Here is a 26,940-nt window from a genome sequence, read left to right on the forward strand (position 1 = left end):
TGTGTCTAATGATTCATTGTCATTGTGTGAAACCAAGGCTGAACTCCTGTTGAATCAATATATAAAATATGGCCATAAATCGAAGGCTTACGATACAAAATTTAGCGATTAATTGCCATGGTTAACCGCGTTTGCATCGCTGTTACGCCTAAAATTAGTGGGATATTGGTAAGTTTGTGGAATATTTAACCTCTTCCATCACTACATAGGTGCGTGAGTCCTTGATATCCGGCAATGACAATAACGTTTCATTTAACACGCCGCGGTAAGTGGACATGTCCGATACACGTGTTTTCAACAGATAGTCGAAATCGCCCGACACCAAATGACATTCTAAAATAGTGTCTAATTGCTGAGCAGCGGCATTAAAACGATCAAACACATCAGCGCTAGAACGATGAAGTTTAATTTCCACATAAACTAATAAAGAAGCATCGACGGCAGCGGGATCTAACAAGGCGGTATATTGCTTTATCACACCGCTACGCTCTAAGCGTTTGACGCGCTCTAGGCAAGGAGTTGGCGACAACCCTACCCGTTTTGACAGCTCAACATTAGAAATTCGGCCATCATTTTGTAACTCACGAAGAATGTTTTTATCGATGCGATCAAGTTCCATTAGCTTGTCATACCTGTTTATTTAGCATAAAAAACTAATTAAACCACATTTCTCAGAACAATACTCTAGCGCTATAGCATTTTAGGAAAAACTACAGGGAAAAATATTATATAAACTTTCATATAATATCTCGCAGTTAAAACACAACCAAACAAGGTAAAAATATGCATATCGGTGTACCAAAAGAAATAAAAAATCACGAATATCGCGTAGGCATGGTTCCAGCAAGTGTTAGAGAACTTATTCAAAACGGCCACAGCGTAGTTGTTGAAACTAACGCTGGTACTGGCATCGGCTTCTCAGACGAAGACTACACAGCAGTTGGCGCAACTATCGCTGGCACTGCGAAAGAAATCTTCGATGCAGCTGACATGATTGTAAAAGTAAAAGAACCACAACCTGTTGAGTGTGCAATGTTACGCGAAGGTCAAATTCTATTTACTTACCTTCACCTTGCCCCAGACTTACCGCAAACTGAAGCGCTAATTAAATCTAAAGCAGTTTGTATCGCTTACGAAACAGTGACTGATCGCAACGGCGGTCTACCACTATTAGCACCTATGTCAGAAGTTGCTGGCCGCATGTCTATTCAAGCTGGCGCACAAGCCCTTGAAAAATCAAACTCTGGTCGCGGCATGCTATTAGGTGGCGTACCTGGTGTTGAGCCAGCTAAAGTAGTTGTAATCGGCGGCGGTATGGTTGGTAACAACGCAGCGCAAATGGCAGTCGGTTTAGGTGCTGACGTAACTATCTTAGATCGCAACATCGACACGCTACGTCGTCTAAACGTTCAGTTTGGCAACACGGCTAAAGTGCTTTACTCAACGGCTGACACGCTAGAAAAAGAAGTATTAGCAGCTGATTTAGTTATCGGTGGCGTATTAATCCCAGGTGCTGCAGCACCTAAACTAGTGACTAAAGAGCACATCGCAGCAATGAAAGCTGGCGCAGCTATCGTTGACGTTGCAATCGACCAAGGCGGTTGTATTGAAACATCAAAAGCAACGACTCACCAAGAGCCGACTTACATCGTTGATGACGTTGTTCACTACTGTGTTGCTAACATGCCTGGTGCTGTGCCACGTACTTCTACGTTCGCACTTAACAATGCAACGTTACCGTACATCATCGAGTTAGCGAACAAAGGCTACAAAGAAGCCCTTTCTTCTAATCAAGATTTCTTAAACGGTCTAAACGTAATCGATGGCAAAATCACTTGTGAAAGTGTAGCTGTTGCTCACGGCATGGACTACGTTGCACCAGAAGTTGCTATCGCTTAATTAGTGAAACTTCTTGTGTAAAGATAAGAAGCCAGCATTACGCTGGCTTTTTTTATGTCCTTAATAAGCTATAACTCATAACTTATTGTGCCGTAACCTTGATATTCATATACTAAGCCCAACATATACACATAATCATATTATTTTTGTTCGCAAATGGCGGATAACCCCAGTTCCCTTTAGGAGTATTTAATGAGTGAAGTAAAACATTGCCAGCTATTAATTTTAGGCTCTGGTCCAGCAGGTTACACTGCAGCAGTATACGCAGCACGTGCTAACTTAAAACCAGTACTAGTAACAGGTATTCAACAAGGTGGTCAGCTAACCACAACAACTGAAGTTGAAAACTGGCCTGGCGATGCCAACGATTTAACCGGTCCCGTATTAATGGAGCGTATGAAAGAGCACGCTGAGAAATTTGATACTGAAATCGTATTCGATCACATCAACAAAGTTGATTTCTCAAAGCGTCCATTCACGCTAAAGGGTGATAACCAAGTATTTACCGCTGATGCTGTTATCTTAGCAACAGGTGCATCGGCTAAATACATCGGTTTACCATCTGAAGAAGAATTTATGGGTCGCGGCGTTTCAGCTTGTGCAACTTGTGATGGTTTCTTCTACCGCGGTAAAGAAGTTGCTGTAGTTGGTGGTGGTAACACTGCTGTTGAAGAAGCGCTTTACCTTGCTAACATCGCCTCAAAAGTACACTTAGTTCACCGTCGTGATACCTTCCGTAGTGAAAAAATCTTAACAGATCGCTTAATGGACAAAGCTGAAAACGGCAACATCCAATTACACCTAAACTCAACGCTGCAAGAAGTTGTTGGCGACCAAATGGGCGTAACAGGCGTTAAACTTGAAGGCACTAATGGTAATTCTGACAGTGAATTAGCGGTAGACGGTGTATTCATCGCTATCGGCCACCAGCCAAACACAGGTATTTTCGAAGGCCAACTAGAAATGGAAAACGGCTACCTGAAAGTACAATCTGGTCTACAAGGCAATGCAACACAAACGTCTGTTGAAGGCGTATTTGCTGCTGGTGATGTATTCGATCAACACTACCGCCAAGCAATTACTTCAGCTGGCAGTGGTTGTATGGCAGCATTAGATGCTGAACGTTTCCTAGACGCGCAATAAAGGCCATAGAAACGAACAAATCAAAGTAACGAAAAAGCCCGATACGTTTTCACGTATCGGGCTTTTTTAGATTCTCTAACACAAGTTATATCTTATCGATAAATACACCGGTTTCGAAATACACTAAACGAACTTTGTCGTTAGCACGATAAACGCGATCATTTTGCGTCGCTAAGATAATTGCCTGACGCTTGCCATTGTTTAATCGCACCTGCAGCTCAGTTAACCGTACTTTATTGCTGCTCTTTAACTCGTTGCCTTCGTCTTTTTTTTGATTGTGAGCCAAAATGGTATTAAGAACACGCTTAATATCATGTCCTGAGCCATTGCCGTATTGATAGCCCAACACGCCACCTAGCAAAGATTTACCAAACAGTGCCCAATTGCGGTTTTTATCCCGCTCTAAATCCTGTTCACTCAATTGCCGGATACTAGAAACGACAGCCGACTCAACTTTTGAAATCTGAATAGTTTTATCATTGGCCACAGCATTTCCCTGCGTGCTAACTACGCCAATAATTAATACAATTCCCAACACAACCAATCGTTTCATTTAGCTCTCCATGTGCTACAAGCTGGTAATTAACCCAACGCACGTACAAATAATTATTTTGCAAATACTTAGGTATAATATAGTGTAATAAAAATTAACGATGAGCGCACCTATTCTTAAATATGAGTCAACTCACACTTTTAGATCCAACGAATATTGAATTTCCACCAGTGCATTTCGCACTGTCTGAGCCAGATGGTCTGTTAGCAGCTGGTGGCGACCTCACCGATGCCCGGCTAGTGAATGCTTATAAAAATGGAATTTTTCCGTGGTTTAATGAAGAAGATCCTATTATGTGGTGGTCTCCAAGCCAGCGCTGCGTCATTGACTGTCGAGAATTCCACATTAGCAGGTCACTTGCTAAGTTTATTCGTAAAACTCCATTACGAGTAACAATCAATCATGCCTTTGAAGAAGTCATACACCAGTGCCGTCAACCGCGAAAAGATGGTCTCGGTACCTGGATAGATAACAAAATGACACAGGCCTATACTCAGCTGCACCAACAAGGAAAAGCACAGAGTGTTGAAGTATGGCAAGACAACGAGCTCGTTGGCGGCTTATACGGTGTGTCGATGAGTAATGTGTTTTGTGGTGAGTCGATGTTTTCACTTAAACCCAATGGTTCGAAAATTGCCCTACTTGCGCTGAGTAAATTTCTGTTGGCCCACAATATCTCCCTCATTGACTGCCAAATAGAAAATCCGCATTTAATATCGCTTGGCGCCAAACTCATCCAGCGAGACGAATTTATCACCTTTATTAATAAACAAACATCAAGCACTATCAATTGGCAACCGCAGGAGCTCACCATTGTCTGAGTTAGAACAATTAACCCTCGGCCTAACCCAATCAAACGATTGTAGCTATTTACCTGGTGAGTCAGAGCGCTTATTGGTGGTTTATCCCAATGAGCAAATCAACAGCTATATTTATCAGCAACTCATGGAACGTGGATTTAGGCGTGGGGGCAACGATGCTTATCGCCCCCATTGTGAGCATTGCCGAGCCTGTCAGAGCATTCGCATAAACGTCGATGATTTTACGCCGAGTAAGAGTCAAAAGCGGGTGTTAAATAAAGCCAAACATATTACCAGTCGATGGGTCACCGAGCCATCACAAGACTATTTTGCGTTATATAGTAAATATATTAGTCTGCGTCATAGCGACGGTAGTATGTACCCTCCTCAATTAAGTGCCCTTGAAACCTTTACCAAATGTAATTGGCTTAATATTGGCTTTTTGGAATCTTATGATGGCGACAAACTCATCGGCGTCGCTGTCACTGACATATTAGGGAACGGCTTATCAGCGGTTTATACCTTCTTCGACCCAGACTACGAAGCATTATCTCTCGGCAAAGTTCATATCTTGCGGCAAATCGAGCAATCCCGAAAACTAGGTTTGCAATACCTTTACTTAGGCTTTCAAATCGATGACTGTAAAGCGATGAATTACAAGCAACAATATCGTCCAAATGAGCGCTACATCGACAATAGATGGATTAAATACAAAAATTAGCTTCCAAACCTTTACACAGCGAGCTAATTAGTTCATCATTTGCGCCCATAAATTAGCACAGTTAATTAATGGCTAATTATTTACTCAAATTTTTAATCTAAAAAGATGACAGGAATAAGTCTGTAATGGCAAAAGAAGACAACATCGAAATGCAAGGTACCGTGTTAGATACACTGCCTAATACCATGTTCCGCGTAGAATTAGAGAATGGTCATGTTGTGACAGCTCATATTTCTGGCAAAATGCGTAAAAACTACATCCGTATTTTGACTGGCGATAAAGTAACAGTTCAATTAACGCCATACGATCTTACTAAAGGTCGCATCGTATTCCGTGCGCGTTAATCGCTTTTATAATTACTAAACGGTAATTATAAAAAAAGCCCATCGATTATCGATGGGCTTTTTGCTTTCTAGCGTCCGAAGACGCTAGTTAATTTCTTCATGTTTCTCTGCAGCGACAAATTCAAACGCAAGCGCGTCATTTTTTAACGACACTGATACCGTACCACCGCGACTCAATTCACCGAATAACAACTCATTAGCCATTGGCTTTTTAAGCTCGTCTTGAATGACACGGGTCATAGGGCGTGCCCCCATGGTTTTGTCATAACCTTTATTCACCAGCCATAAACGCGCCTCTTTATCGACATTGAGAGTTACCGCTTTAGCATCAAGCTGTGCTTGAACCTCAACGATAAACTTATCAACCACCTGTTCGATAATTGATTGCTCAAGGCTGTTAAACCACACAATCGAATCTAGACGATTTCTAAACTCAGGCGAGAATACGCGGTTAATTTCTTGCATCGCATCGGTTGAGTTATCTTGCACTTGGAAACCAATCGACTGACGCTCAGTTTGCGCGACACCTGCATTAGTGGTCATCACTAAAATCACGTTTCTAAAGTCAGCTTTACGGCCGTTATTATCGGTAAGGCTACCGTGATCCATCACTTGCAATAGCAAGTTATAAACATCACTGTGGGCTTTTTCGATTTCATCGAGTAAAACAACACTATGCGGGTGTTTACGCACTGCATCTGTCAGTAAACCACCTTGGTCATAACCAACATAACCCGGCGGCGCACCAATCAAGCGACTTACTGTGTGGCTCTCTAAGTACTCAGACATATCAAAGCGAATAAGCTCAACACCCAAACACTTAGCGAGTTGCTTACAAACTTCTGTTTTACCAACACCTGTGGCGCCGGCAAATAAGAAAGAGCCAATTGGCTTATCTTCATTACCCAGACCTGAGCGTGATAAACGAATTGCCGAAGTTAGCTTATCAATGGCAGGATCTTGGCCAAATACCACAAGTTTTAAATTACGATCTAAGTGTTGTAGTAGATTGATGTCAGATGACGATACCGACTGCTCAGGAATACGCGCCATTTTGGCAATGATGGTTTCGATATGCGACACATCAATCACATTGTCATCCTGCTCATTACGGGTCATCGCATGGCGTGCACCGGCTTCATCCATTACATCGATCGCTTTGTCAGGCAAGAAGCGCTCAAGGATGTACTTATCTGATAATTTAGCTGCCGCCTTCATTGCTGCACGGGTATAAGTAACGTTGTGATGTTTTTCGTAACTTGGCTTTAGTCCCATTAAGATATCTGTTGTATCTTCAATTGACGGCTCTACCACATCGATTTTTTGGAAACGACGCGCAAGCGCTCGGTCTTTCTCAAAGATGCCACTAAATTCTTGATAGGTTGTTGAGCCAATACAGCGCAGCTTACCATTCGAAAGTAGTGGTTTTAGTAAGTTCGACGCATCGAGCATACCGCCAGAGGCAGCACCAGCGCCGATAATGGTATGAATTTCATCGATAAATAAAATCGCGTCCGCTTGTTTTTCAAACTCTTTCAATACCGATTTAAAGCGTTTTTCAAAATCACCGCGATATTTAGTACCCGCTAAAATTGCGCCCATATCTAGAGAATAAATCACGTGATCTTTAATCACATCAGGTACATCATCTTTAATGATCCTAAAAGCCAGACCTTCTGCAATGGCGGTTTTTCCAACACCTGCTTCCCCCACCAATAATGGGTTATTCTTACGGCGGCGAGATAATACCTGTACGGTGCGCTCTACTTCACTAGCACGGCCAATTAACGGATCAATTTCACCCGCGCTTGCCGCTTCGTTTAGATTAACTGCATATTTGGTTAAGGCACTAGCTTTTCCGGCCTCTTCGCCACCTTCGGTTTGTTCAAGGCCTGGCACAGCATCGTGCTCTTCGTCTTTTGAAACGCCATGAGAAATATAGTTAACCACATCGAGGCGTGACACATCAGATTTCTTCAATAAATAAGTGGCTTGAGACTCTTGCTCACTAAAAATAGCCACTAGTACGTTGGCACCGCTAACTTCACTATTACCAGATGACTGGACATGGAAAACGGCACGTTGTAATACACGTTGAAAACCCAATGTTGGCTGAGTTTCGCGATCGTTATCATCTACTGGTAGTAGCGGAGTTGTTTCTTCAATAAAGGAAATGAGCTCTTGTTTGAGAGAAGCTAGGTTTGCACCACATGCCTTAAGTGCGTCTTTAGCTGATTCGTTGTCGATGAGGGCCAATAATAGATGTTCTACCGTCATAAACTCATGACGTTTTGCACGTGCATCTCTAAAGGCGTTATTGAGCGTTAATTCTAGTGATTTATTTAACATAGGTATCCCCTTATAAGATAAAGTCACTGTGACCAGCGGTTATACTTCTTCCATAGTACATAATAGTGGATGACCGTTTTCACGTGCACAATCATTCACTTGGCTGACCTTAGTTTCTGCAACGTCGGCACTATATGTACCACATGTTGCTTTCCCTTCTTGATGGATTTGCATCATCAATTGATAGGCTACTTCGTCGGTTTTATTAAAGAAAACTTTAAGCACATCAATGACAAAATCCATCGGCGTATAATCATCGTTATTTAAGACAACTTTATATAGCGATGGCGGCTTTAATGCCTGTTTTTCAGCATCCTTTTCAAGCACTAATTCATTATCATTAAACTGACTCATAACTTAATCTTAGACTCTTTTATAATATGTGTGGAAAAATCAAAGAGATTTTATCAAAAAAAACGAATTATCGCTTGACTGAAAAAACATTTTGTTTAACTATTTTAGTATTAAATTCGTATAAAAATCCAAGCTTAAATAGATTTATATTAAATTTCGCAGTTATTTAGGTTGATTAGGAATAACAGGAAAACAGAAGGAATTGCTATTATGGCTACAGGCACTGTGAAATGGTTCAACAATGCAAAAGGATTTGGCTTTATCTGCCCAGATAACGGCGGTGAAGATATATTCGCTCACTACTCGGTGATCGAAATGGAAGGTTACCGCACCTTAAAAGCGGGACAGGAAGTAAACTACGAGTTACAAAGTGGTCCCAAAGGCGCCCACGCTGAGAAGATCAGCCCGATCGAAAGTCAATAAAATCCCTTATTTACCCCATTGGGAATGTCCAGCATTCCCATCTCATAGGGCTATTGTTACAATGGCCCTATTCTGATCTAATTCATCTTCTTCAATGTCACAATCTCGAGGACGTTTGTCCCTAAATCGCAAGCCTAAAAACAACACTAATTTGCGTGCTAAAAGCGCTAAAATCTCTAAATCGTCGTCTGGTACTAAAGAATTAATAAGCAAAAATCAACAAAAGGTCATTTTGTTTAACAAACCCTTTGATGTGTTATGCCAATTTAGTGGCGATGACGGCCGCCAAACACTCGCTGATTTTATAGACATAAAAGAAGTTTACGCCGCAGGCAGACTCGATCGCGACAGCGAAGGACTGTTATTACTCACCAACGATGGTAAATTGCAGGCGAAAATTACACACCCTAAGAATAAGATGAAGAAAACTTATTGGGTGCAAGTAGAAGGCGTACCGTCTGATGAGTCTGTTGAGCAGTTATGCCGCGGCGTTGTACTTAAAGACGGACTGACCCGCCCTGCACAAGTTAAAATCATCAGTGAACCCGCCAGTTTATGGGCTCGCAATCCCCCTATTCGTGAGCGTAAATCTATCCCAACGACATGGTTAGAAATTACGATTAGCGAAGGACGTAACCGACAGGTTCGTCGTATGACAGCGCACATTGGTCACCCAACCCTACGACTTATTCGCTATCGCATTGGTGACTGGACCATTGACGGTTTAGACAATGGTCAATGGCGACAGCTTAAAGGCTCGAAGTAGTCCACTATTAATAGGCGCTAATAATGGGATAAGTTATCGTCCTTTCGCCTACCCAGCTAAAAAACTTTGTGATAGAATTTGCGCCCGAAAAACGCCAATCATTTGTTAAGCTCGTCACACTATTTTTTCTAATTGAGCTTTTTAAGTGATTTCTATCACATTCAGCAGGGTTTTAATGTTAGACAACGCAAGCAACGCATCTAAAAAAGTTATTGTCGGAATTTCCGGCGGTGTTGACTCATCTGTATCAGCGTATTTACTCAAACAGCAAGGCTATCAGGTCGAAGGCTTGTTCATGAAGAACTGGGAAGAAGACGACACGGATGAATATTGCTCTGCGGCTGAAGATCTAAAAGACGCCCAAGCGGTGTGCGAAAAACTCGGTATTGAATTACACAGCATCAACTTTGCCGCTGAATACTGGGATAATGTTTTCGAATATTTCCTTGAAGAATACAAGGCAGGCCGCACGCCAAACCCAGATATTATTTGTAATAAAGAAATCAAATTCAAAGCCTTCCTAGAATTCGCAGCCGAAGCGCTAGGCGCTGATTATATCGCAACGGGTCACTATGTGCGCCGTCGTGAAGTTGACGGTCAATGGCAATTATTACGCGGTTTAGATAACAATAAAGATCAAAGTTATTTTCTTTATACACTTGGCAGCGAGCACGTTGCACAAACCCTGTTCCCTGTTGGTGAGCTAGACAAACCAGAAGTACGCCAAATCGCGCTAGATCAAGGTTTAGTGACTCACAACAAGAAAGACTCTACGGGTATCTGTTTTATTGGCGAACGTAAATTCAAAGATTTCTTAGCCAAATACCTGCCGGCGCAACCAGGCGTGATTGAAACTTGTGAAGGTGAAGAAATTGGTAAACACGATGGTTTGATGTATCACACATTGGGCCAGCGTAAAGGCTTACAGATCGGTGGTTTATCCAATCACGGTGAAGCACCATGGTATGTGGTTGACAAAGACGTCGAGCGCAATGTGCTTATCGTTGGTCAAGGTAGTGACCACCCGCGACTATTTTCAAATGGCTTACTAGCCAGCCAAACACATTGGACAGATCGCAAAGGCCCGCAACAAATCACCAAACTAACGGTGAAGACGCGCTATCGTCAAACCGATATTCCGTGTACTGTTTATCCTGCCGGTCCAGACCAAGTACGCGTTATATTTGACGAGCCACAAAGCTCTGTCACACCAGGCCAATCAGCCGTATTCTACGACGGTGAAGTCTGTTTAGGCGGCGCAATTATCGATGAAGTAATTAGGGATTAATCTTGGCGAATTATTCTATTGATAACCAAGCGCTCGCATTTGCCGCTATTGCACAATGTGCCAAGATGGCCAACGATGTTGCAAGACGCGGCGTCGTTGATAGCGACCAATGGCAAGTTTGCGTTGCCAGTTTAGTGTGCACTGATCCTGAAACAGTTATGGATATTTATGAGCCTGTGTCAGATCTAGCGGCTGGCCTAGACACTCTCATTAAACAACTATCAGACTCTGGCGAAGGCCGTAGTATCGAAGTGACAAAATACATTGCAGGTATTATTTCACTTAGCCGCAAATTACTTCGCAACGACAATGCGCTAGCCATGATGAGTCAGCGTATTGATCAAGTTAAGCGCCAACTGCATCATTTTACAATTAATGACGAGGCGGTCATTAGTAACTTTGCCAGTATCTACAGCGATATCGTTAGCCCATTAGGTGGAAAAATCCACGTGGCTGGTACGCCAACGCATTTGCAGCAGCCGCTCAATCAAAAGAAAATTAGAACCCTTTTACTCGCTGGTGTGCGCGCCGCGATTCTATGGCAACAAGTCGGCGGCAAACGCCGTCATTTGTTCTTTAGTCGCAAGGCCTATGTCAAATCAGCGAAACAGCAATTAACCCAATTTTAAAACATCGTTATTGAGGAATTATTCATGGAACTTTCTGCCCTAACCGCAGTATCTCCAGTTGATGGTCGTTACGGAAGTAAGACTAAAGAACTTCGTGGTATCTTTAGTGAGTTTGGTCTAACCAAATACCGTGTCGAAGTTGAAGTACGTTGGTTACAAAAGCTTGCAGCAACGCCTGCCATTACAGAGGTTCCGGCATTTAGTGACGAAGCAAACGCGTTTTTAGATGCCATCGTTGCCAATTTTGACGAATCGCACGCGGCGCGTTGTAAAGAAATCGAACGCACCACTAATCACGACGTAAAAGCCGTTGAATACTTCCTTAAAGAGTGTGTTGCTAATAACAGTGAATTAGCCGCAGTTAGCGAATTTATTCACTTTGCCTGTACGTCAGAAGACATCAATAACCTATCACACGCACTAATGCTACGTGCTGGCGTTAACGACGTTATCTTGCCATACACCCATCAACTACTTGATGAAATCAAAGCACAAGCGATTGAATACAAAGACGCGCCGCTTTTATCTCGTACACACGGTCAGCCGGCATCACCATCGACTATGGGTAAAGAATTTGCCAATGTCCATCAGCGTCTTGCTCGCCAAGTAGAGCAAATTAAAAACGTTGAGTTACTAGGTAAAATCAATGGCGCTGTAGGTAACTACAATGCTCACCTAAGTGCGTACCCAGAAGTTGACTGGCACCAGTTCTCACAAGAATTTGTTACATCACTTGGTCTAACTTGGAATGCATTCACTACGCAGATCGAGCCACATGATTACATCGCCGAGTTATTTGACGCCGTTGCGCGCTTTAACACTATTCTGTTAGATTTCGACCGTGACATCTGGGGTTACATTTGTCTAGGTCACTTCAAGCAAAAAACCGTTAAAGGTGAAATCGGCTCATCAACCATGCCGCACAAAGTAAACCCAATCGACTTTGAAAACTCAGAAGGTAACTTAGGTTTAGGTAACGCTATCATGGCGCACCTAGCACAGAAATTACCAGTTTCTCGCTGGCAGCGCGACCTGACTGATTCAACCGTACTTCGCAACCTAGGTGTTGGCTTAGCACACAGTGTTATTGCTTACCAATCAACCTTAAAAGGTCTAAGCAAATTAGAGCTAAACCGCGAAGCACTGCTTGCTGATTTAGACGCGAACTGGGAAGTATTAGCAGAGCCTGTGCAAACCGTAATGCGCCGTTACGCGATTGAGCAACCATATGAGAAACTAAAAGAGTTAACTCGTGGTAAGCGTATCAACAGTGAAGACTTAGCCGTATTCATCGACAAACTAGAACTTCCACAAGAAGTGAAAACTCAGCTTAAAGCCATGACGCCAGCCAACTACATCGGCCGCGCTATCGCTTTTGTTGACGACATCGCTTAAGTTTTTCTAAGCAACCTAAATGAGGCAATGGTGCATTAACTGTATCATTGCCTTTTTTGATTAAGATTCGAAATTATGTACAACGTAAATTTAAACAACCTCACCCGTCAGCAATTCCTCGATGAATATTGGCAAAAGAAACCCGTACTTATTCGCGGTGGCATCGAGAATTTTGACGATCCAATCACGCCTGATGAACTAGCAGGTTTAGCGATGGAGCCTAATGCAGAGTCACGCCTTGTGTCACAGCAAGATGGTGAGTGGCAAGCAGAGCACGGTCCATTTGAGAGCTATGATCATCTAGGCGATAAAAACTGGTCACTGCTTATTCAAGGTGTCGATCATTGGGACGAACACGTCGATGCCCTTCTCAGCGAATTTCGCTTTATGCCAAACTGGCGTATCGATGATGTCATGGTGAGCTTTGCAACACCAGGCGGTGGAGTTGGCCCTCACGTTGACAATTACGATGTATTTATTATTCAAGGCAGCGGTAAACGCCACTGGCAGGTAGGCAGCAACGATGAACTTAAAGAAGTGGTAGCCAATGAAGCACTGCTCCACGTTGAGGCGTTTGCGCCAATCATCGATGCCGAGTTAGAAGCTGGCGATATTTTATATATTCCTCCCGGTTTTCCACACCAAGGGGTGGCTATCGAGCCGTCGATGAGTTTTTCAGTTGGCTTTAGAACCATCGCCAAGTCGCATTTGTTTAGCGGTTTTGCCGACTACATTATCGACAATCAACTCGGTAAAGATATGGTGGTGGATCCTGAGCGCCAAGCCACCAGCACGCCGGGACTTATCGATAATAACGACATAGAAAAGCTAACCGCTAGTCTCAAAGATATGCTTAATGATAAGCAGCGCTTGACCGAATTCTACGGTGAGTTTTTCTCTGCGGCTAAGCATGAGCTCGCTATCGATGATGATATTGAGCCCTTTGAGACAGATGAAATCATCGATATTTTAACCGAGCAGCCACTCTATCGCTTAGGTGGATTACGTTGTTTGTACTTCTCACAAGAGTGGGCCAAAGGCACTATTTATATCGACGGTGAAAAATACAGTGTGAGTCCGCAGTTACATGAGCCATTGACTTTACTTGCCGACAATACCTTTGTTACGCACGAGCAGCTAGCACCTTGGCTAGAGAACGACGAGTTTAGCCAGTTAATGACCGAGCTTATTAATCAGGGCTACTGGTATTTTAACGAGGCTGAATAAGTTTTTTCCTTAAGTAGCTAGCTATAAATTTTTCTTTACACCATGGAGAGAGCTTTTTATTTCTCCGTCGCTAGCCACTGCAAATAAGACAGTGCTATCTTGCCCTCGATAATAACAATTCAACGCTTTGGCATGAAGACTAAAGCGTTTACAGCTTTTTAGGAGAACTAACGTGGCTGTTTTTAACTTACCGTCTTTTGACAATCATGAGCACGTTGCTTTCTTTAGTGACGAAGAAAGTGGATTAAAATCTATTGTTGCGATTCACGACACGACCTTAGGGCCTGCCGTTGGTGGTTGCCGTATGTGGAACTACGCCAGTGACGAAGAAGCCATTACTGATGTGTTGCGCCTTTCTCAGGGCATGACTTATAAAAACGCCGTTGCAGGTCTTGCAATGGGCGGCGGTAAATCAGTCATTATTGGCGATGCTAAGAAAGACAAATCCCCAGAACTATTCCGCGCCTTTGGCCGTTCAATTCATCGTCTAGGCGGTCGTTATTACAGTGCTGAAGATGTTGGCATTAACACCTCAGATATCATGATTGCTCATCAAGAAACTCCTTACATGGCCGGTCTTGAAGGAAAAAGCGGTGATCCATCACCATTTACCGCATTGGGCACTTACTTAGGCATTAAAGCAGCGGTTAAACATCAAATGGGTAAAGACTCATTGCAAGGCATGTCGGTGGCGATTCAAGGCTTAGGACATGTGGGTTATCACCTATGTCGCCACCTTCATGAAGCAGGCGCGCGATTAGTGGTTACAGACTTAAATCAAGATGCGTTAGCTAAGGTTGCGCAAGAGTTTAATGCTACCATCGTTGGTCTTGATGAAATCTATCATCAAGACGTTGATATTTACGCGCCCTGTGCCTTAGGCGCAACAATCAACGACCAAACTATTGATATTATCAAGGCAAGCATTGTCGCTGGCTGTGCCAATAACCAACTTGCAGAAATCCATCACGGTGAAATGCTACGTCAAAAAGGCATTTTGTATGCGCCTGACTACGTGATTAACGCTGGTGGTATTATCAATGTCTCTTTTGACAATAATTACGATGAAGCAAAATCTACTGCCAAAGTAAAACGCATTTATAATACACTGCTCGATATCTTCCAAGAAGCCGATAGCAAAGCTTGCCAAACAAGTATCATTGCCGACGAGCTAGCGCGCAGCATTATTGCTAATAAAAAAGCCGAATCAAGATCAATTTAGCAGTCCTTTTTTACTAATTGGTTATTGTCTAATGCCCCTTTCTTCCCTATAGTTAATAGCTATGGAAGTCTTCAAAAAGAGCATTATGGACAATAACCGATTAGCATCATTGAGTACAATTCCCCCCAATCAATTAGACACATTTAACCATGTGACAACCCCGATGTGGATCTATGATGTTGAAGCATTTCAAATTTGCTGGGCCAATAAACAAGCCTTAGCGTTGTGGAACGACAGTCACGATAACCCGCTGTTAGAGCGCGATCTCTCTGAAGATATGTCGCAAGTTATCGAACACAGCATCAAACAACTAGCGAAAGAAAGTCGCACAAAGCCGCGCAAAAGTTGGTGGACACTGTATCCGCAAAATATTGCCAAACAAGTCTATATTCGGTTTTCCAATATCAGTAATAACGACACTGATAATCTATTGCTTTGCGAAGCCCTTATTGATCGCGATGAGGTTGAACGCGATACTCATTTTGCGCTCGATAACACCATTCAGTCATTATTTGACGCTAACGGTCAGTTACTAAGTGGCAACATGCGATTTGGCCAAACCTATGATACTCAATCAATCTCTTTACAAGAGCTCATTGAAATGGAAATTGACGAACTCAAACAGAAGATGGGAAGCAGCCATCATGTGGAATTCGAACGTCAAACCATCAACCGCGGTGTTATCGCTTGGTACAACTTTCATATCAAAGAGCTAATGCCCGAGAAGCATTATATTGTCAGCCAAGAGAATATCAGCGAGCGCAAGCTCAAAGAGCAAACCTATCGCCATTTGGCTTATCATGACCAGTTAACTGGCCTATTGAATCGCTATGGGTTTAACGACTACCTTATCGAACAATGCCATAAGGAACAGCCTTTTTATCTGTTCTTAGTTGATCTCGATGCCTTTAAGCTGGTTAACAATAATCTTGGCCATAGCGCTGGCGATGAGGTACTCATTGAAATTGCCCGGCGTTTTGTGATGCATCTTCCCGATAATTATCAAACCTGCCGTTTTGGTGGCGATGAATTTATCGTTGTTGTACCTAAGCAACAAGACAGCCAATCCGTTGATGCCATAAGCCAGATGATTTTAGACATCGTTTCAGAGCCAATTGAAAAGATTGATAGCATTCAGATCACCGCCAGTATCGGTGCAGCAAATTATCCGCTGGATGCCAAAGAGCCAACGGATCTGATTATGTACGCGGACACAGCGATGCATAAAGCGAAAGAGCGTGGCTCAAAGAGCTATTGCAGCTTTGCACAACAAATGAGTTTGGAAATCCAGCGCCGCTCTGCAATTCAACAAGGACTTAAGCAGGCCCTTAACTTTAAAGAATTAATTCCGCTATTCCAACCTATCGTTAATATGAAAAGCAACACCTTGGTGGGCATGGAAGCACTATTGAGTTGGGACAGTCCGACATTGGGTCGCGTACCACCGCAAGAGTTTGTCGCCGAAGCAGAGCGTTCGGGGATGATGAATGAAATCGGTCAGTGGATTTTGCGCAGTGCATGTGAGCAATGCCTGATGTGGCAACAACGTACTGGTCAGCCGCTAACGCTATCGGTGAATGTCTCGGCAATTCAGCTCAATGATAATTTTATTAATACCCTCGATGACATTCTTGAGCAAACGGGATTTCCTGCTAATTCACTCACACTAGAGCTAACAGAATCGATTTTCTTACTAAATATCAAGCAAGTTATTAAACGTTTAAAAGCCATTAGCAAGCGCGGCGTAGGCGTCTGTATCGATGATTTCGGTACAGGGTATTCATCGCTATCCTACATCCATAAACTGCCAATAGACGCGCTTAAGATAGATCGCTCTTTTATTAATGATATCGATAGTAGTGACGTGGTTATTGAAGCAACCATTGCCATGGCGAGTAAACTGGGATTAAAAGTTGTAGCAGAAGGGATTGAGAGTCAGCACCAACGAGAAATGATGTTGCGCTACCCAAATTTATTGGCACAAGGATTTTACTATTCCCGCCCAGTTAACAGCGAAGAGTTTGAAAAGTTGACACTGTTTACCAAACTCTTACCTAAAGGCGGCGATAATATCTTATCGATGCCCAAATCAAGTTAGCCGTTATTTAACACCTAGCTTAATTGCCCTAAACAATAGCGCTCACCTTCGGTGGTGAGCCACAAAGCGTTATCCTCTTCACCACCTTGTGATAGGGCAAGCTCTACCAAATCGTAATACACGTTGCGATTAACTTTCGCTTTAAGGCCGCGCCATAATCCAAGGTAAAGCTTTTCATCATCGAGAGTTAGTGGGTAGTCTTTTGACACAACAACCACATCGCCAATATTAGTGACTAGCTTCAATTGATCGCCATCGAGCTGATAGTCAACCACCATAAAGGCAGCGTCTTCCACCTCAATCTCAATTTTTTCCACCGGTGTTTTCAGACAATGAACGCCCTCTTCCACGCACAACACCTTACTAAAAAGTAAAATCAGTTTATCGCGCTTGATTTCGCTACCATTGTGCCACCACTCACCGTTGGCTTTAATTTGCATATCCATGGCGCCGCAGCTTTGCGGTGACCATTTTTCTAAGGGATATGCCTCACCTGATAACGTCGCAGTCGTTTCAACGCCAATGTCTTTGGTAAATTTAGATAAATCAAAGCTCATATTCTATCCCCTTCAGCTGCGCTATTATCTAGCTTAGCGCATTGGCAATCACTTGTACTGGATGCAGCGGCTTAAAGGCATCAAAACGTTTAACCTGACTACGACACGAATATCCCGTCGCAAGTACTTGCGTATTATCAGCTTTAGCGATTTTAGGCTGCCAACTCATACCATAAAGGTTTTCTGAATTCTCTAAGTTCTTCACCTCATGACCATAAGTACCCGCCATGCCGCAACAACCCACTTCTTGCGAAGTTAGCTTAAGGCCAAGGTGAGTAAATATCTTGATCCAATCGGCGTGAGTAGAAGTTACCGCCGTTTTCTCACTACAATGAGCAAATAGCTGATAATCAATCTTGTCGTTGATACTAGCAATTTCAAGATCTGCTAATTGCGGTACCAACCACTCTTGGAATAACTGCACCTTAAAGTTACCGCGTTTATCGCCTAAGACCTGATGGTATTCATCGCGATAGCATAGAACGAGTGATGGGTCGACACCCACGAGTGGCACATTTAGCGCAGCCACTTCATTAAAAAACGTACTCGCATCTTTGGCCATTGCGGCAAACTTAGTTAAGAAGCCTTTCACATGCGCAGGCTTACCGTTGGGTTTAAACGGCAATAACATCGGGGAGAAACCAAGCTTGTGAATGGCATTCATCAGCCCTTCGACAACATCGGCATCGTAAAAGCTGGTGAAAGGATCTTGTACCACCAGCACGACTTTCTCACGCTCATTGACGCTCATGGCTTTTAGGATAGCTAAATCAAATTTATCAAAACGCTTTGCAACGCGAGTTTGTAAACTCGGTACTGACAGAGCTGGTGAATCCACCATGCCCACGGTCTTTTTAAGGGCAAAGCTCGATAATGGATTAGTCATTAATACGTTAGACAGGCGTGGGAATTTAGCCATTAACACGCTGCTAGTCTCAACATTCGCCACCACGTGATCGCTAAGCGGGCGTAGGTAACGCTGATGATACAAATTAATAAAGCGACTTCTAAAGCTTGGCACGTCCACTTTAATTGGGCATTGACTAGCACAGGCTTTACAAGCCAGACAGCCTTTCATGGTTTCCATCACTTCATGGGAAAAATCATCGCTTGAATTGCTAAACCACGAGTTTTTGATCTTACTAAACACCGATGCACTGCAATCTTGCTGCTCTAGCTTAACTGGGTCAATGCCTTGATTACTGAGCAGTCTTAACCATTCACGCACCATACCAGCACGGCCTTTCGGCGAATGACGTCTGTCTCGTGTCACTTTACTCGACGGACACATCGGCGAATTTACATCAAAATTAAAACACTGACCGTTACCATTACAGCTCATGGCTGGCATGAAATCTTCGCGAATAGTAACCGGAATTTGGCGATCGAAGGTGCCGCGTTTAATGTCACTCACTCTTACTAGCTCATGATCGCCGGTTAATGGCGTACAAATCTTGCCAGGGTTTAAGCGATTATTAGGATCGAATAATCCTTTTATCACCCGCAGCTTTTCAAATAATTCTGCGCCGAAAAACTCAGGCCCGTATTCACTGCGATAACCTTTACCGTGCTCCCCCCACATCAAACCGCCATATTTAGCCGTTAAGGCGACGACTTGATCGGAGATTTCCACAAGGCGCTGCTCTTGCACCTCATCACACATATCCATCGCAGGGCGTACATGTAACACCCCCGCATCGACATGACCAAACATGCCGTAGTGTAAATCGTGAGAATCTAATAAGGCGCGAAACTCGACGATAAAGTCCGCTAATTGCTCTGGCGGTACCGCGGTGTCTTCCGCAAAGGCAATCGGCTTCTTAAAGCCCTTAGTTGCCCCAAGCAGCCCCACCGACTTTTTACGCATCGCGTAAATGCGGTTAATTTCACCAAGTTCACTACATACCTGATAACCGAGAATACCGCCGCGTTCTTGCTCGATATCCTCATCGAGACGCTTGGCGAGAATATCTAACAGTCGCGCCTGCTCTTCGCTGTCATTGCTGGCGTATTCCACCATGTTAAGGCCATCGGTAATCTTGTCATCGCGCTGCGGAATAAGATCGCTCACGGTATCCCACACGATATCCTGCTTAGCAAGGCCTAGCACCTTGCTATCAACAGTTTCCACTGATGTCGCCTTGGCTTTCACCAAATTTGGCGCATCGCGCAGCGCCGAATCAAAGCTATCGTAAATAATATTAACTAAGGTACGCAGCTTGGGAATCGGCGTTAGGTTAAGCTTTGCTTCACTAATAAAGGCTAATGAACCTTCAGAGCCGGTGAGGATGCGAGTTAAATTAAACTCGGTTAACTCATCGTTATAAACATGCTCTAAGTCATATCCCGTCAAGAAACGATTAAGGCGTGGGAATTTTTCTAAAATCAGCTGGCGATTATCATGACAGATATCAGCCACCTGCTTAACTAAGTTTTGCGCTGTTGATTCACCACCAGCACGTGCTTGCTCTGTTGGCATCACATTGGTATCTAAACGCTCACCATTCATTAACACGCTGGTGAGTGCTAATACGTGATCAGAGGTTTTACCGTAAACCAGCGAGCCCTGTCCCGAGGCATCGGTATTAATCATCCCACCTAGCGTTGCGCGATTAGAGGTTGATAAATCTGGCGAGAAGAAATAGCCATAAGGTTTTAAAAACGCATTTAGCTGATCTTTAACCACACCTGTTTGAACACGTACCCAACCTTCTTGCTCATTAATCTCAAGAATATTGTTCATGTGACGGGACATATCGACAATCACACCATTATTGAGTGACTGACCATTTGTGCCTGTGCCGCCACCGCGCGGGCTGAAGGTTAAGTCATTAAACTCAGCCTCGTTGGCAAGTGTTAAGGCGATTTCTAAATCATCTGTGCCCTTAGGGAATATCACCCCTTGTGGTAAATTCTGATAAACACTGTTATCCGTTGCTACCGCCAAACGCGCGCCATAGCTAGTTTCAACATCACCGCTAAAACCTTTTTGTTGTAACGTATTGAGATATTTTAAGTAATTAGGCGCAAGTTGTTGCTCGATACTGAGTTTGGGTAGCATAAGAATGTCGAATACAGGCAAAAAAACAATGGCAGGCAATATAGCACGAAGTGCCCTTTGGTGCAGTGTTTGCGCGATATTTTATTCATCAAAATATCGCGCGCGATAATCTCAATATTGGAGTTCGCGGATATTTAAGTCATAATGACCGCAACATAGAGGAGAGTTTAGATGTTTCGACTAATTTTAGCGTTATTAATTCCTTGGCTTCAATTTTTTACCATTGGCAAGCCAATCTCAGGGATTATCTGTTTAATTTTACAAATAACCTTAATTGGTTGGCCTGTAGCGGCCATTTGGTCCGTATATGCACTTAGCCAATACAACACCGATAAGAAAATTAAACAAGCCATGAGAGGCCAAGACTAGTTCTTGAGCAGTCGATAGTGAGACGCCTCACTATCGATTTTTCTTTGCTCGTAAATCAGTAACGACTTCACCGCCAATTCCCCAATTATCAGTATTCACCTCATCAATCACTACCACAGTGGTAGCAGGATTTTTGCCAAGCACATCAACCAGCAATTGCGTAGCACCTTTGATGAGGGCAGCTTTTTGCTCGCTGGTCACCTGCTCATCAGTTATTTTTATATTGACATACGGCATGTATAATTTTCCTTTTTATCCGTGAAAACATCGCTTGGCTACTAGTTTACTATGAGCAAACCATGCGCCGCCACTCACAAGTATTAAACCCGCTACCAAAGAAATAGTCGCGGGTTCATCAAATATAAAAATCGCACTAATCCCTGAGATAAAGGGCACCATAGCCATTAGTGCGCCCATTGATGATGGACCAATACTTTGTACTGCTTTAACAAAGAATACCACTTGCACAATAGAGGCTAATACGCCCTGATAAAATGCCTGAATAGCGATTGACTGCCAAGCCCCCCAACCGATCGCTTTGGGTAGAAACAGCACATATATCGGCAAATAAACCAAACACGTGACATAGGCGAGAGAGATAGTTACTTGCCAAGGTGAAATATCCCAGCGTTTAACTAACACTGAAAACAGTGACCAACAAATCGCCGCTGCGAGAAAATAAGCATGGCCTAAGGTAAAGGCCTGAGTGATCCAGAGCGGTGTCAGCAGTAGCGTAACCCCCAGCGTAATGATGCCAACGCCAAACCATTGCTGATTTGATGCTCGCTCCTTATTAACAACAAGTGCAAGCACAATAATAAAAAATGGCATAGTGCCAGGTAAAAGCGCCGCTGCATGCGATGCCGGTGCTAAAGAGAACCCTTGAAATGCAAACACTGCGTATATAACCCCACCGATAAGGCCTGCAAAAATTAGACGTTTATCAAAGGGTTTGTCACGCCAATAAAACAACCATATTGGTGTCACAAGCACGGCACAAGTGAAGTAGCGCACGGCGATCACATCATAAGGTGTTAACTCGCTGATCCCGCCAAGGCGTGATACTAAAATAAATCCGCTCCAAATAAGCGCGGCGATAATACCACTGACGTAACCTAGCTGGTTTGTTGTCATAACGACTCCTTACAAATGAAGCCGTTAGTATCTGTTAATAAGGTGTAGTGTGCAATTGGCCTTAGGTGTAAATTATCGGCTATGCTCTTCAAACCATTCAATTGCCATTGGCCACAAACTGTTGCTTTTGCGAGAAAAGAACTTCATGTGACCAATTTCTTTGAGTTGATGCTCTCGCGGATCTAGTGTTAATTTACGCGCCTTCACCTTAGAAAATACACTCACCATATCATCGACATTGGCATTATTTGCAATATCATCATCGACGGCATTTATCCAAAACATTGGTAGTCCAAGTTCATCGTAATGATGATTAGTTACCTCATCACCAAATGCGGTTTTGACATACCCCTGCCCGTTACACCAATGACGCCACTGGCGTGCGACATGTTTTGGCAGCTTCTCCCCCATGCCAACCCAATCACAATGGGTAAGGCCGAACAACAAATTACTTAGCGGGATATAGAAGTTCATAAAATATTGCGCTTTTAGCTGATAGCTCATGCGCATATTACGCAGCTGCCCCGAAGAGCAAGCAACGTTAAACACACTATTAAGCTCATGAGCGTTGGGCATCAAACCGACAAGCTGTCCACCAGCACTGTGCCCCACTAAATGATATTGCGTATCTGGAAAATGTTCTTGTAGGGCTGTAAGTGCAAGGGATAAGTCATGCTTCCCCCATGACACCAAACTAGCGTCACAAGCTTTTAATGTGCCATGGAGGGAGCCGCCAATGCCTTCATTATCAAAAGTGAGAACACCATATCCCAGCCCCGCGAGATATTTAGCAAAATTATCGTAAAACTGACGCTTAATTCCCGTTGCTGGGCCGATTAATACCGCGCCTACTAACTGTTGTGGCGCATATATGGTTGCAGCTAAATGCTTAGCTTGCGGCGACTCAATGCGAATATCTTTCAATTCAATGCTGACTTTAGCGTCCATAATGCGTTGGCTCATTCACTTTAAAAACCAACATCATAACAACTGGTCTAACCTCCATCAACCGGATTAGATTATGTGATGAATGTAAAGATTCGTAAATCCCTACAATTAATAATTAGATCACTATTGATAATTATTATCATTTGCATATACTTCGCATTTAAATATTCACCTGCAAAGATTTTGTTAAGGAACATTAACATGCGCACCTCAAAACTACTGATGCTTTCAGCTCTCATCGCAAGCTCGACTTCCGCTTTGGCGCACACGCCATATCTACAACCGACATCATTTGAAGTGAATCGCTCTGGCAAAGTAAGCTTTGATGCGTCATTCGCCGAAAAATTCTTCGTGCCAGAAGTCGCCTTTAACAACAGTATCTTTAAAGTGACAGGTCCCGATGGTAAGCAGACGACGCCGGAATTTTTATCTGTATTATCGACTCGCACCATTGCTGAACATACGCTAAAAACAGAAGGTACCTACCGCGTTAGCACCGGCAACCGCCTTGGTAAAATTTTCAAAATCTACAAAAAGGATGGTGAGCGTCACGCCGCCAAAGATCCTAAAGCACCACTGCCTAAAGGAGCTAAACTGCTATCTTTCTTCCAATCAAATACCAAAGCCGAAACTTACGTTACTAAAGGCAAGCCGAGCCAAGGCGCATTAGCGGCAACTAACGAAGGTCTTGAGTTAGTGATGAACACTCACCCAAATGAATTGTTCGTCGGAGACGATATTGACATGACAGTGCAATACGACGGCAAAGGCATTGACGACTTAACTGTCGAAGTTATGTTAGCTAAAGACCAATTTAGCACTGACAAAGCAAGCTACAAAATCAAGAGTGATGACGGCAAACTGACGTTAAACGTCGAAGAGCCTGGCACGTATTTATTACGCGCACGCCATAGAACGGATGCACCAGAAGGCTCAATTGCGCCAGTGATTAGTAACACATACACCCTAACTTTAGAAATTATCGACTAATATTATCGACGAAGAGTGCATCCCATGAATAAAGTAAAACTATTTGCCTTAAGTACACTATTTACCAGCCTATTCGCTGGTGCGGCCTCTCATCACAAATTAGTATTCATTAATCAATACGACACCAACCAAGATTGGTCGCTATCACTTGCTGAATTCGATCTAGCGCGAGAGTCTCGTTTTAATGCTACCGATGAAAACAACGATGGCTTTATCGACGAAAGCGAGTATGTGTTTGAATACAAAAATCGCATGGATAACCAGCTCACTAAAGATCGCCAAGGGCAGATCAAACAAACAATTATTCGCTTCAACTCACTAGATAAGAACGAAAATGATCGTATCGACCCAAGCGAGTACGAAGGCTCTGGTAGTTGGACATTCAAATACTTTGATACCAACAAAGATGGTGTGATCAGCGAAGCAGATCCAGCGCCTAAAAGCCGTAGTAAAAAACAAGACAAAAAACTGACCGCAGCAGAAAAAGAACAGGCGCAAATCAAAACGTTACCACGTGCTAAACGCATCTTGAAAATGCCAACCACCCACACTTTTGAGGGATTGTTAACTAAATACGACGCCAATGGTGATAAAACGATTACCCCGCAAGAGATTGCTGTAGTGCGTAAACAAATCTGGGACCTTGCTGACGAAAACAATGATGGCTGGATTTCTGAGCAGGAATACTTGTATGAATTCGAAGATCGCATGGATGCTCAAATTGCCAAAACTCGCAAGTCAGCAGTCAAACAAACATACGTGCGCTTTGGCATTTTAGACAAAAACAAAGATGGCAAAATGACACTAGAGGAATATCAAGCTTCAGGTCATCGCAGCTTTAATCGCTTTGATACGGACAACAACCAAATTGTTACCCTAGGCGAAGCGATGCCTAAACCTTACAAAAAGTCGAAAAAAGACGCGAAGAAAAAACAAACTGTCGCCGCCAATAGCAATTACTAAATTGCTAATGCCTTGCCCCTGACGCATCGTAGCAGGGGCAATATTACAAGATGGATACTAGGAACAGCCATCGAACATTTGAATCAGTGACGATGAGGATTAATATCGTCATTGCAGATTAATCAGATATGTATTTAAAAACTCTTTTCTTAACTACCTTGCTAACCGTGGCGCCGATGACCAGCGCGACATCAACTACTGCGCATGTCGATGGCGTTTTAGGCACGTCTTTTGACATTACGCTCTACGGAACGTCGGAGCAAAAAGCCCACGCCGCAATCAACTCGCTCCTTACTCATATTGAAGCGCAAGAAAATCTTCTCTCAACATGGCGCCGCGATAGTGAAATTAGCCGTTTAAACCGAATTCATCAACTCAACCAAGCCTCACAGCCATTGATAGACATTTTATCGCTGTGTCATGACTGGGAAACCAAAAGCAAGCAACACTTTAGCTGTCGCATGGGCACCATCAACAAAGCATGGCAACGTGCAGTACAGAGCCAAGAAGTGCCAGATCGCATTGCGATGCGAAGATTAGCGCGTGACATTATAAAAACACCCTTCCCCGCTATAAATTCCAATAGCAAATTAACGACCCAAACACACATTCGTTACGACGTTTCCGCCATCGCCAAAGGCTATATTCTAGATGATGCCGTCTCCTTTATACGCGCACAGTTGCCAGCAGCAATGGGCATAAAAATTAATATCGGTGGTGATATTGTGTTGTGGGGTGAAAAGTCTTCGAAGCAACCGTGGCAAATTGCAATTAACGATCATAAGCAGCTTAGTGATAACGCAGATGGAAATGCGCTTTCTGTAACACAAGGTGCTATTGCCCACAGTGGTATTGGCGAACGTGACTTCACCATTCAACGTAAACAATTTAGCCACATTCTTGCCCCTAAAGAAGGCTGGCCAATTGATTTTCCGCATAGCGTGACCGTCTATGCACCAGACGCAACCACCGCCGATGCGGCGGCGACTATGCTAAGCAACATGGATATCGCTCAAGCGCTAGACTGGGTCAATCAACAGCCAACTATTGAAGCGCTATTTCAGACAACCAATAAGCAAAAATATTGGTCGGATAACTGGCATAACCTCATGAATACTCAGCAAAACGTTAGCCCTACGAAACTTGCTATTGACTATCAAATCCCGCGTTTTAATGACAGCGATTACGAGCGTCCTTATCTGGCGATTTGGCTCACTGATACCGATAACAACTTTGTTCGGCAACTACTGCTACTAGGTCGCTCAAATCGCTGGGCTCAAGAGAATAAACGTTGGTGGCGCTATGTTGGAAGAAATAACGAGACAATACTCGACGCCATTGCAAAACCGACAAGACGTCCGGGACATTATCAAGCGATCTGGGATGGGTTAGATAGCAATCATCAGCTATCACAACACGACAAGCTCATCGTTCACATTGAAGCATCCCGTGAACACGGCGGTCATGACTACCAACGCACTACCATTGATTTATCAAGTGATGATAGCAAACTACTGAACGCTAAAGGCGAACTGGGTAAAACCAAGATCACCATTACTCGATAGGTTTGTGCAATGCTAATGAGTCAGCATGTGACACCAGCTGACTCTTTTCTCCCTAATGAGATAACAAAACAGATTTCGCATCATTAGATGCACCAAATGAAATACGAATCATTCGTACTAACTTTTATATTTAAGGTAATAA

The 26,940-nt window shown here is 43.4% G+C and carries 26 protein-coding genes; 17 read left to right on the forward strand and 9 right to left on the reverse strand.

Annotation, left to right across the window (positions count from 1 at the left end):
* Positions 1 to 154 precede the first annotated feature (154 nt).
* Positions 155 to 619 (reverse strand): leucine-responsive transcriptional regulator Lrp, encoded by a 465-nt coding sequence (gene lrp, locus MHM98_RS00465; protein ID WP_239437032.1) that lies wholly within the window; start codon positions 617 to 619, stop codon positions 155 to 157.
* A 164-nt stretch (positions 620 to 783) separates the two neighbouring features.
* Here lrp and ald point away from each other — a divergent pair, with 164 nt between their 5' ends.
* On the forward strand, positions 784 to 1,899 hold the full coding sequence (gene ald / locus MHM98_RS00470) for an alanine dehydrogenase (RefSeq protein WP_239437033.1): 1,116 nt from the start codon (positions 784 to 786) through the stop codon (positions 1,897 to 1,899).
* A gap of 192 nt (positions 1,900 to 2,091) precedes the next feature.
* Entirely contained in the window at positions 2,092 to 3,042 is a 951-nt protein-coding gene (gene trxB / locus MHM98_RS00475) for a thioredoxin-disulfide reductase (protein WP_239437034.1), read from the forward strand.
* 85 nt (positions 3,043 to 3,127) lie between these two features.
* Here trxB and MHM98_RS00480 read toward each other — a convergent pair whose 3' ends face one another.
* Positions 3,128 to 3,595, reverse strand: coding sequence for a hypothetical protein (locus MHM98_RS00480; protein ID WP_239437035.1), 468 nt, complete (start codon positions 3,593 to 3,595; stop codon positions 3,128 to 3,130).
* Between the two features lie 122 nt (positions 3,596 to 3,717).
* Between MHM98_RS00480 and aat the strand changes: the two genes are divergently transcribed.
* From aat to infA, 3 genes are all read left to right on the forward strand, one after another.
* Complete coding sequence (aat, locus tag MHM98_RS00485) at positions 3,718 to 4,416, forward strand: leucyl/phenylalanyl-tRNA--protein transferase (protein WP_239437036.1); 699 nt, start codon at positions 3,718 to 3,720, stop codon at positions 4,414 to 4,416.
* A complete protein-coding gene (locus MHM98_RS00490) occupies positions 4,409 to 5,116 on the forward strand; it encodes an arginyltransferase (protein ID WP_239437037.1) in 708 nt (235 codons plus the stop codon). Before aat ends, MHM98_RS00490 begins: the two co-directional genes overlap by 8 nt.
* Positions 5,117 to 5,241: 125 nt before the next feature.
* A complete protein-coding gene (gene infA, locus MHM98_RS00495; RefSeq protein ID WP_239437038.1) occupies positions 5,242 to 5,460 on the forward strand; it encodes a translation initiation factor IF-1 in 219 nt (72 codons plus the stop codon).
* 84 nt (positions 5,461 to 5,544) lie between these two features.
* Here the strand turns inward: infA and clpA are convergent, their stop codons facing one another.
* On the reverse strand, positions 5,545 to 7,809 hold the full coding sequence (gene clpA, locus MHM98_RS00500) for an ATP-dependent Clp protease ATP-binding subunit ClpA (protein WP_239437039.1): 2,265 nt from the start codon (positions 7,807 to 7,809) through the stop codon (positions 5,545 to 5,547).
* A 39-nt stretch (positions 7,810 to 7,848) separates the two neighbouring features.
* Positions 7,849 to 8,163, reverse strand: coding sequence for an ATP-dependent Clp protease adapter ClpS (gene clpS / locus MHM98_RS00505; protein ID WP_239437040.1), 315 nt, complete (start codon positions 8,161 to 8,163; stop codon positions 7,849 to 7,851).
* 210 nt (positions 8,164 to 8,373) lie between these two features.
* Between clpS and cspD the strand changes: the two genes are divergently transcribed.
* The 8 genes from cspD to MHM98_RS00545 all read left to right on the forward strand — a co-directional run bounded on the left by cspD (position 8,374) and on the right by MHM98_RS00545 (position 17,211).
* On the forward strand, positions 8,374 to 8,586 hold the full coding sequence (gene cspD / locus MHM98_RS00510; RefSeq protein ID WP_239437041.1) for a cold shock domain-containing protein CspD: 213 nt from the start codon (positions 8,374 to 8,376) through the stop codon (positions 8,584 to 8,586).
* Positions 8,587 to 8,680: 94 nt separating this feature from the next.
* Complete coding sequence (locus MHM98_RS00515) at positions 8,681 to 9,352, forward strand: rRNA large subunit pseudouridine synthase E (RefSeq protein WP_239437042.1); 672 nt, start codon at positions 8,681 to 8,683, stop codon at positions 9,350 to 9,352.
* 175 nt (positions 9,353 to 9,527) lie between these two features.
* Positions 9,528 to 10,640 (forward strand): tRNA 2-thiouridine(34) synthase MnmA, encoded by a 1,113-nt coding sequence (gene mnmA / locus MHM98_RS00520; RefSeq protein WP_239437043.1) that lies wholly within the window; start codon positions 9,528 to 9,530, stop codon positions 10,638 to 10,640.
* A 2-nt stretch (positions 10,641 to 10,642) separates the two neighbouring features.
* Positions 10,643 to 11,269 (forward strand): high frequency lysogenization protein HflD, encoded by a 627-nt coding sequence (gene hflD / locus MHM98_RS00525; protein WP_239437044.1) that lies wholly within the window; start codon positions 10,643 to 10,645, stop codon positions 11,267 to 11,269.
* 24 nt (positions 11,270 to 11,293) lie between these two features.
* The gene (gene purB, locus MHM98_RS00530; RefSeq protein WP_239437045.1) at positions 11,294 to 12,664 is read left to right on the forward strand and encodes an adenylosuccinate lyase; all 1,371 of its coding nucleotides are present in this window, start codon (positions 11,294 to 11,296) and stop codon (positions 12,662 to 12,664) included.
* A 75-nt stretch (positions 12,665 to 12,739) separates the two neighbouring features.
* Positions 12,740 to 13,891 (forward strand): cupin domain-containing protein, encoded by a 1,152-nt coding sequence (locus MHM98_RS00535; RefSeq protein ID WP_239437046.1) that lies wholly within the window; start codon positions 12,740 to 12,742, stop codon positions 13,889 to 13,891.
* 172 nt (positions 13,892 to 14,063) lie between these two features.
* Positions 14,064 to 15,113 (forward strand): amino acid dehydrogenase, encoded by a 1,050-nt coding sequence (locus tag MHM98_RS00540; protein WP_239437047.1) that lies wholly within the window; start codon positions 14,064 to 14,066, stop codon positions 15,111 to 15,113.
* A gap of 85 nt (positions 15,114 to 15,198) precedes the next feature.
* Positions 15,199 to 17,211, forward strand: a complete 2,013-nt coding sequence (locus tag MHM98_RS00545) for a bifunctional diguanylate cyclase/phosphodiesterase (protein ID WP_239437048.1) — start codon at positions 15,199 to 15,201, stop codon at positions 17,209 to 17,211.
* A gap of 14 nt (positions 17,212 to 17,225) precedes the next feature.
* On the opposite strand, the gene MHM98_RS00550 is transcribed toward MHM98_RS00545, so the two are convergent.
* Positions 17,226 to 17,768 carry a DUF1285 domain-containing protein gene (locus tag MHM98_RS00550; RefSeq protein ID WP_239437049.1) on the reverse strand — a complete coding sequence of 181 codons (543 nt, stop codon included), beginning with the start codon at positions 17,766 to 17,768 and terminating at the stop codon, positions 17,226 to 17,228.
* Between the two features lie 28 nt (positions 17,769 to 17,796).
* Positions 17,797 to 20,829 carry an FAD-binding and (Fe-S)-binding domain-containing protein gene (locus MHM98_RS00555; protein ID WP_239437050.1) on the reverse strand — a complete coding sequence of 1,011 codons (3,033 nt, stop codon included), beginning with the start codon at positions 20,827 to 20,829 and terminating at the stop codon, positions 17,797 to 17,799.
* Positions 20,830 to 21,000: 171 nt separating this feature from the next.
* Here MHM98_RS00555 and MHM98_RS00560 point away from each other — a divergent pair, with 171 nt between their 5' ends.
* Entirely contained in the window at positions 21,001 to 21,198 is a 198-nt protein-coding gene (locus MHM98_RS00560) for a YqaE/Pmp3 family membrane protein (protein ID WP_239437051.1), read from the forward strand.
* A 30-nt stretch (positions 21,199 to 21,228) separates the two neighbouring features.
* On the opposite strand, the gene MHM98_RS00565 is transcribed toward MHM98_RS00560, so the two are convergent.
* The 3 genes from MHM98_RS00565 to MHM98_RS00575 all read right to left on the reverse strand — a co-directional run bounded on the left by MHM98_RS00565 (position 21,229) and on the right by MHM98_RS00575 (position 23,280).
* Complete coding sequence (locus tag MHM98_RS00565) at positions 21,229 to 21,435, reverse strand: 4-oxalocrotonate tautomerase family protein (RefSeq protein ID WP_239437052.1); 207 nt, start codon at positions 21,433 to 21,435, stop codon at positions 21,229 to 21,231.
* A gap of 15 nt (positions 21,436 to 21,450) precedes the next feature.
* Entirely contained in the window at positions 21,451 to 22,332 is an 882-nt protein-coding gene (locus MHM98_RS00570; RefSeq protein WP_239437053.1) for a DMT family transporter, read from the reverse strand.
* Positions 22,333 to 22,404: 72 nt separating this feature from the next.
* Positions 22,405 to 23,280, reverse strand: a complete 876-nt coding sequence (locus tag MHM98_RS00575; protein WP_239438042.1) for an alpha/beta fold hydrolase — start codon at positions 23,278 to 23,280, stop codon at positions 22,405 to 22,407.
* 201 nt (positions 23,281 to 23,481) lie between these two features.
* Here MHM98_RS00575 and MHM98_RS00580 point away from each other — a divergent pair, with 201 nt between their 5' ends.
* The 3 genes from MHM98_RS00580 (at position 23,482) to MHM98_RS00590 (ending at position 26,798) form a co-directional block, all read left to right on the forward strand.
* Positions 23,482 to 24,270, forward strand: coding sequence for a DUF4198 domain-containing protein (locus MHM98_RS00580; RefSeq protein ID WP_239437054.1), 789 nt, complete (start codon positions 23,482 to 23,484; stop codon positions 24,268 to 24,270).
* Positions 24,271 to 24,294: 24 nt separating this feature from the next.
* On the forward strand, positions 24,295 to 25,233 hold the full coding sequence (locus MHM98_RS00585; protein WP_239437055.1) for a hypothetical protein: 939 nt from the start codon (positions 24,295 to 24,297) through the stop codon (positions 25,231 to 25,233).
* Between the two features lie 128 nt (positions 25,234 to 25,361).
* A complete protein-coding gene (locus tag MHM98_RS00590) occupies positions 25,362 to 26,798 on the forward strand; it encodes a DUF2271 domain-containing protein (protein ID WP_239437056.1) in 1,437 nt (478 codons plus the stop codon).
* Positions 26,799 to 26,940 lie beyond the last annotated feature (142 nt).

The sequence above is a fragment of the Psychrobium sp. MM17-31 genome, from assembly GCF_022347785.1.
In the GTDB taxonomy this organism is placed as follows: Bacteria; Pseudomonadota; Gammaproteobacteria; order Enterobacterales; family Psychrobiaceae; genus Psychrobium.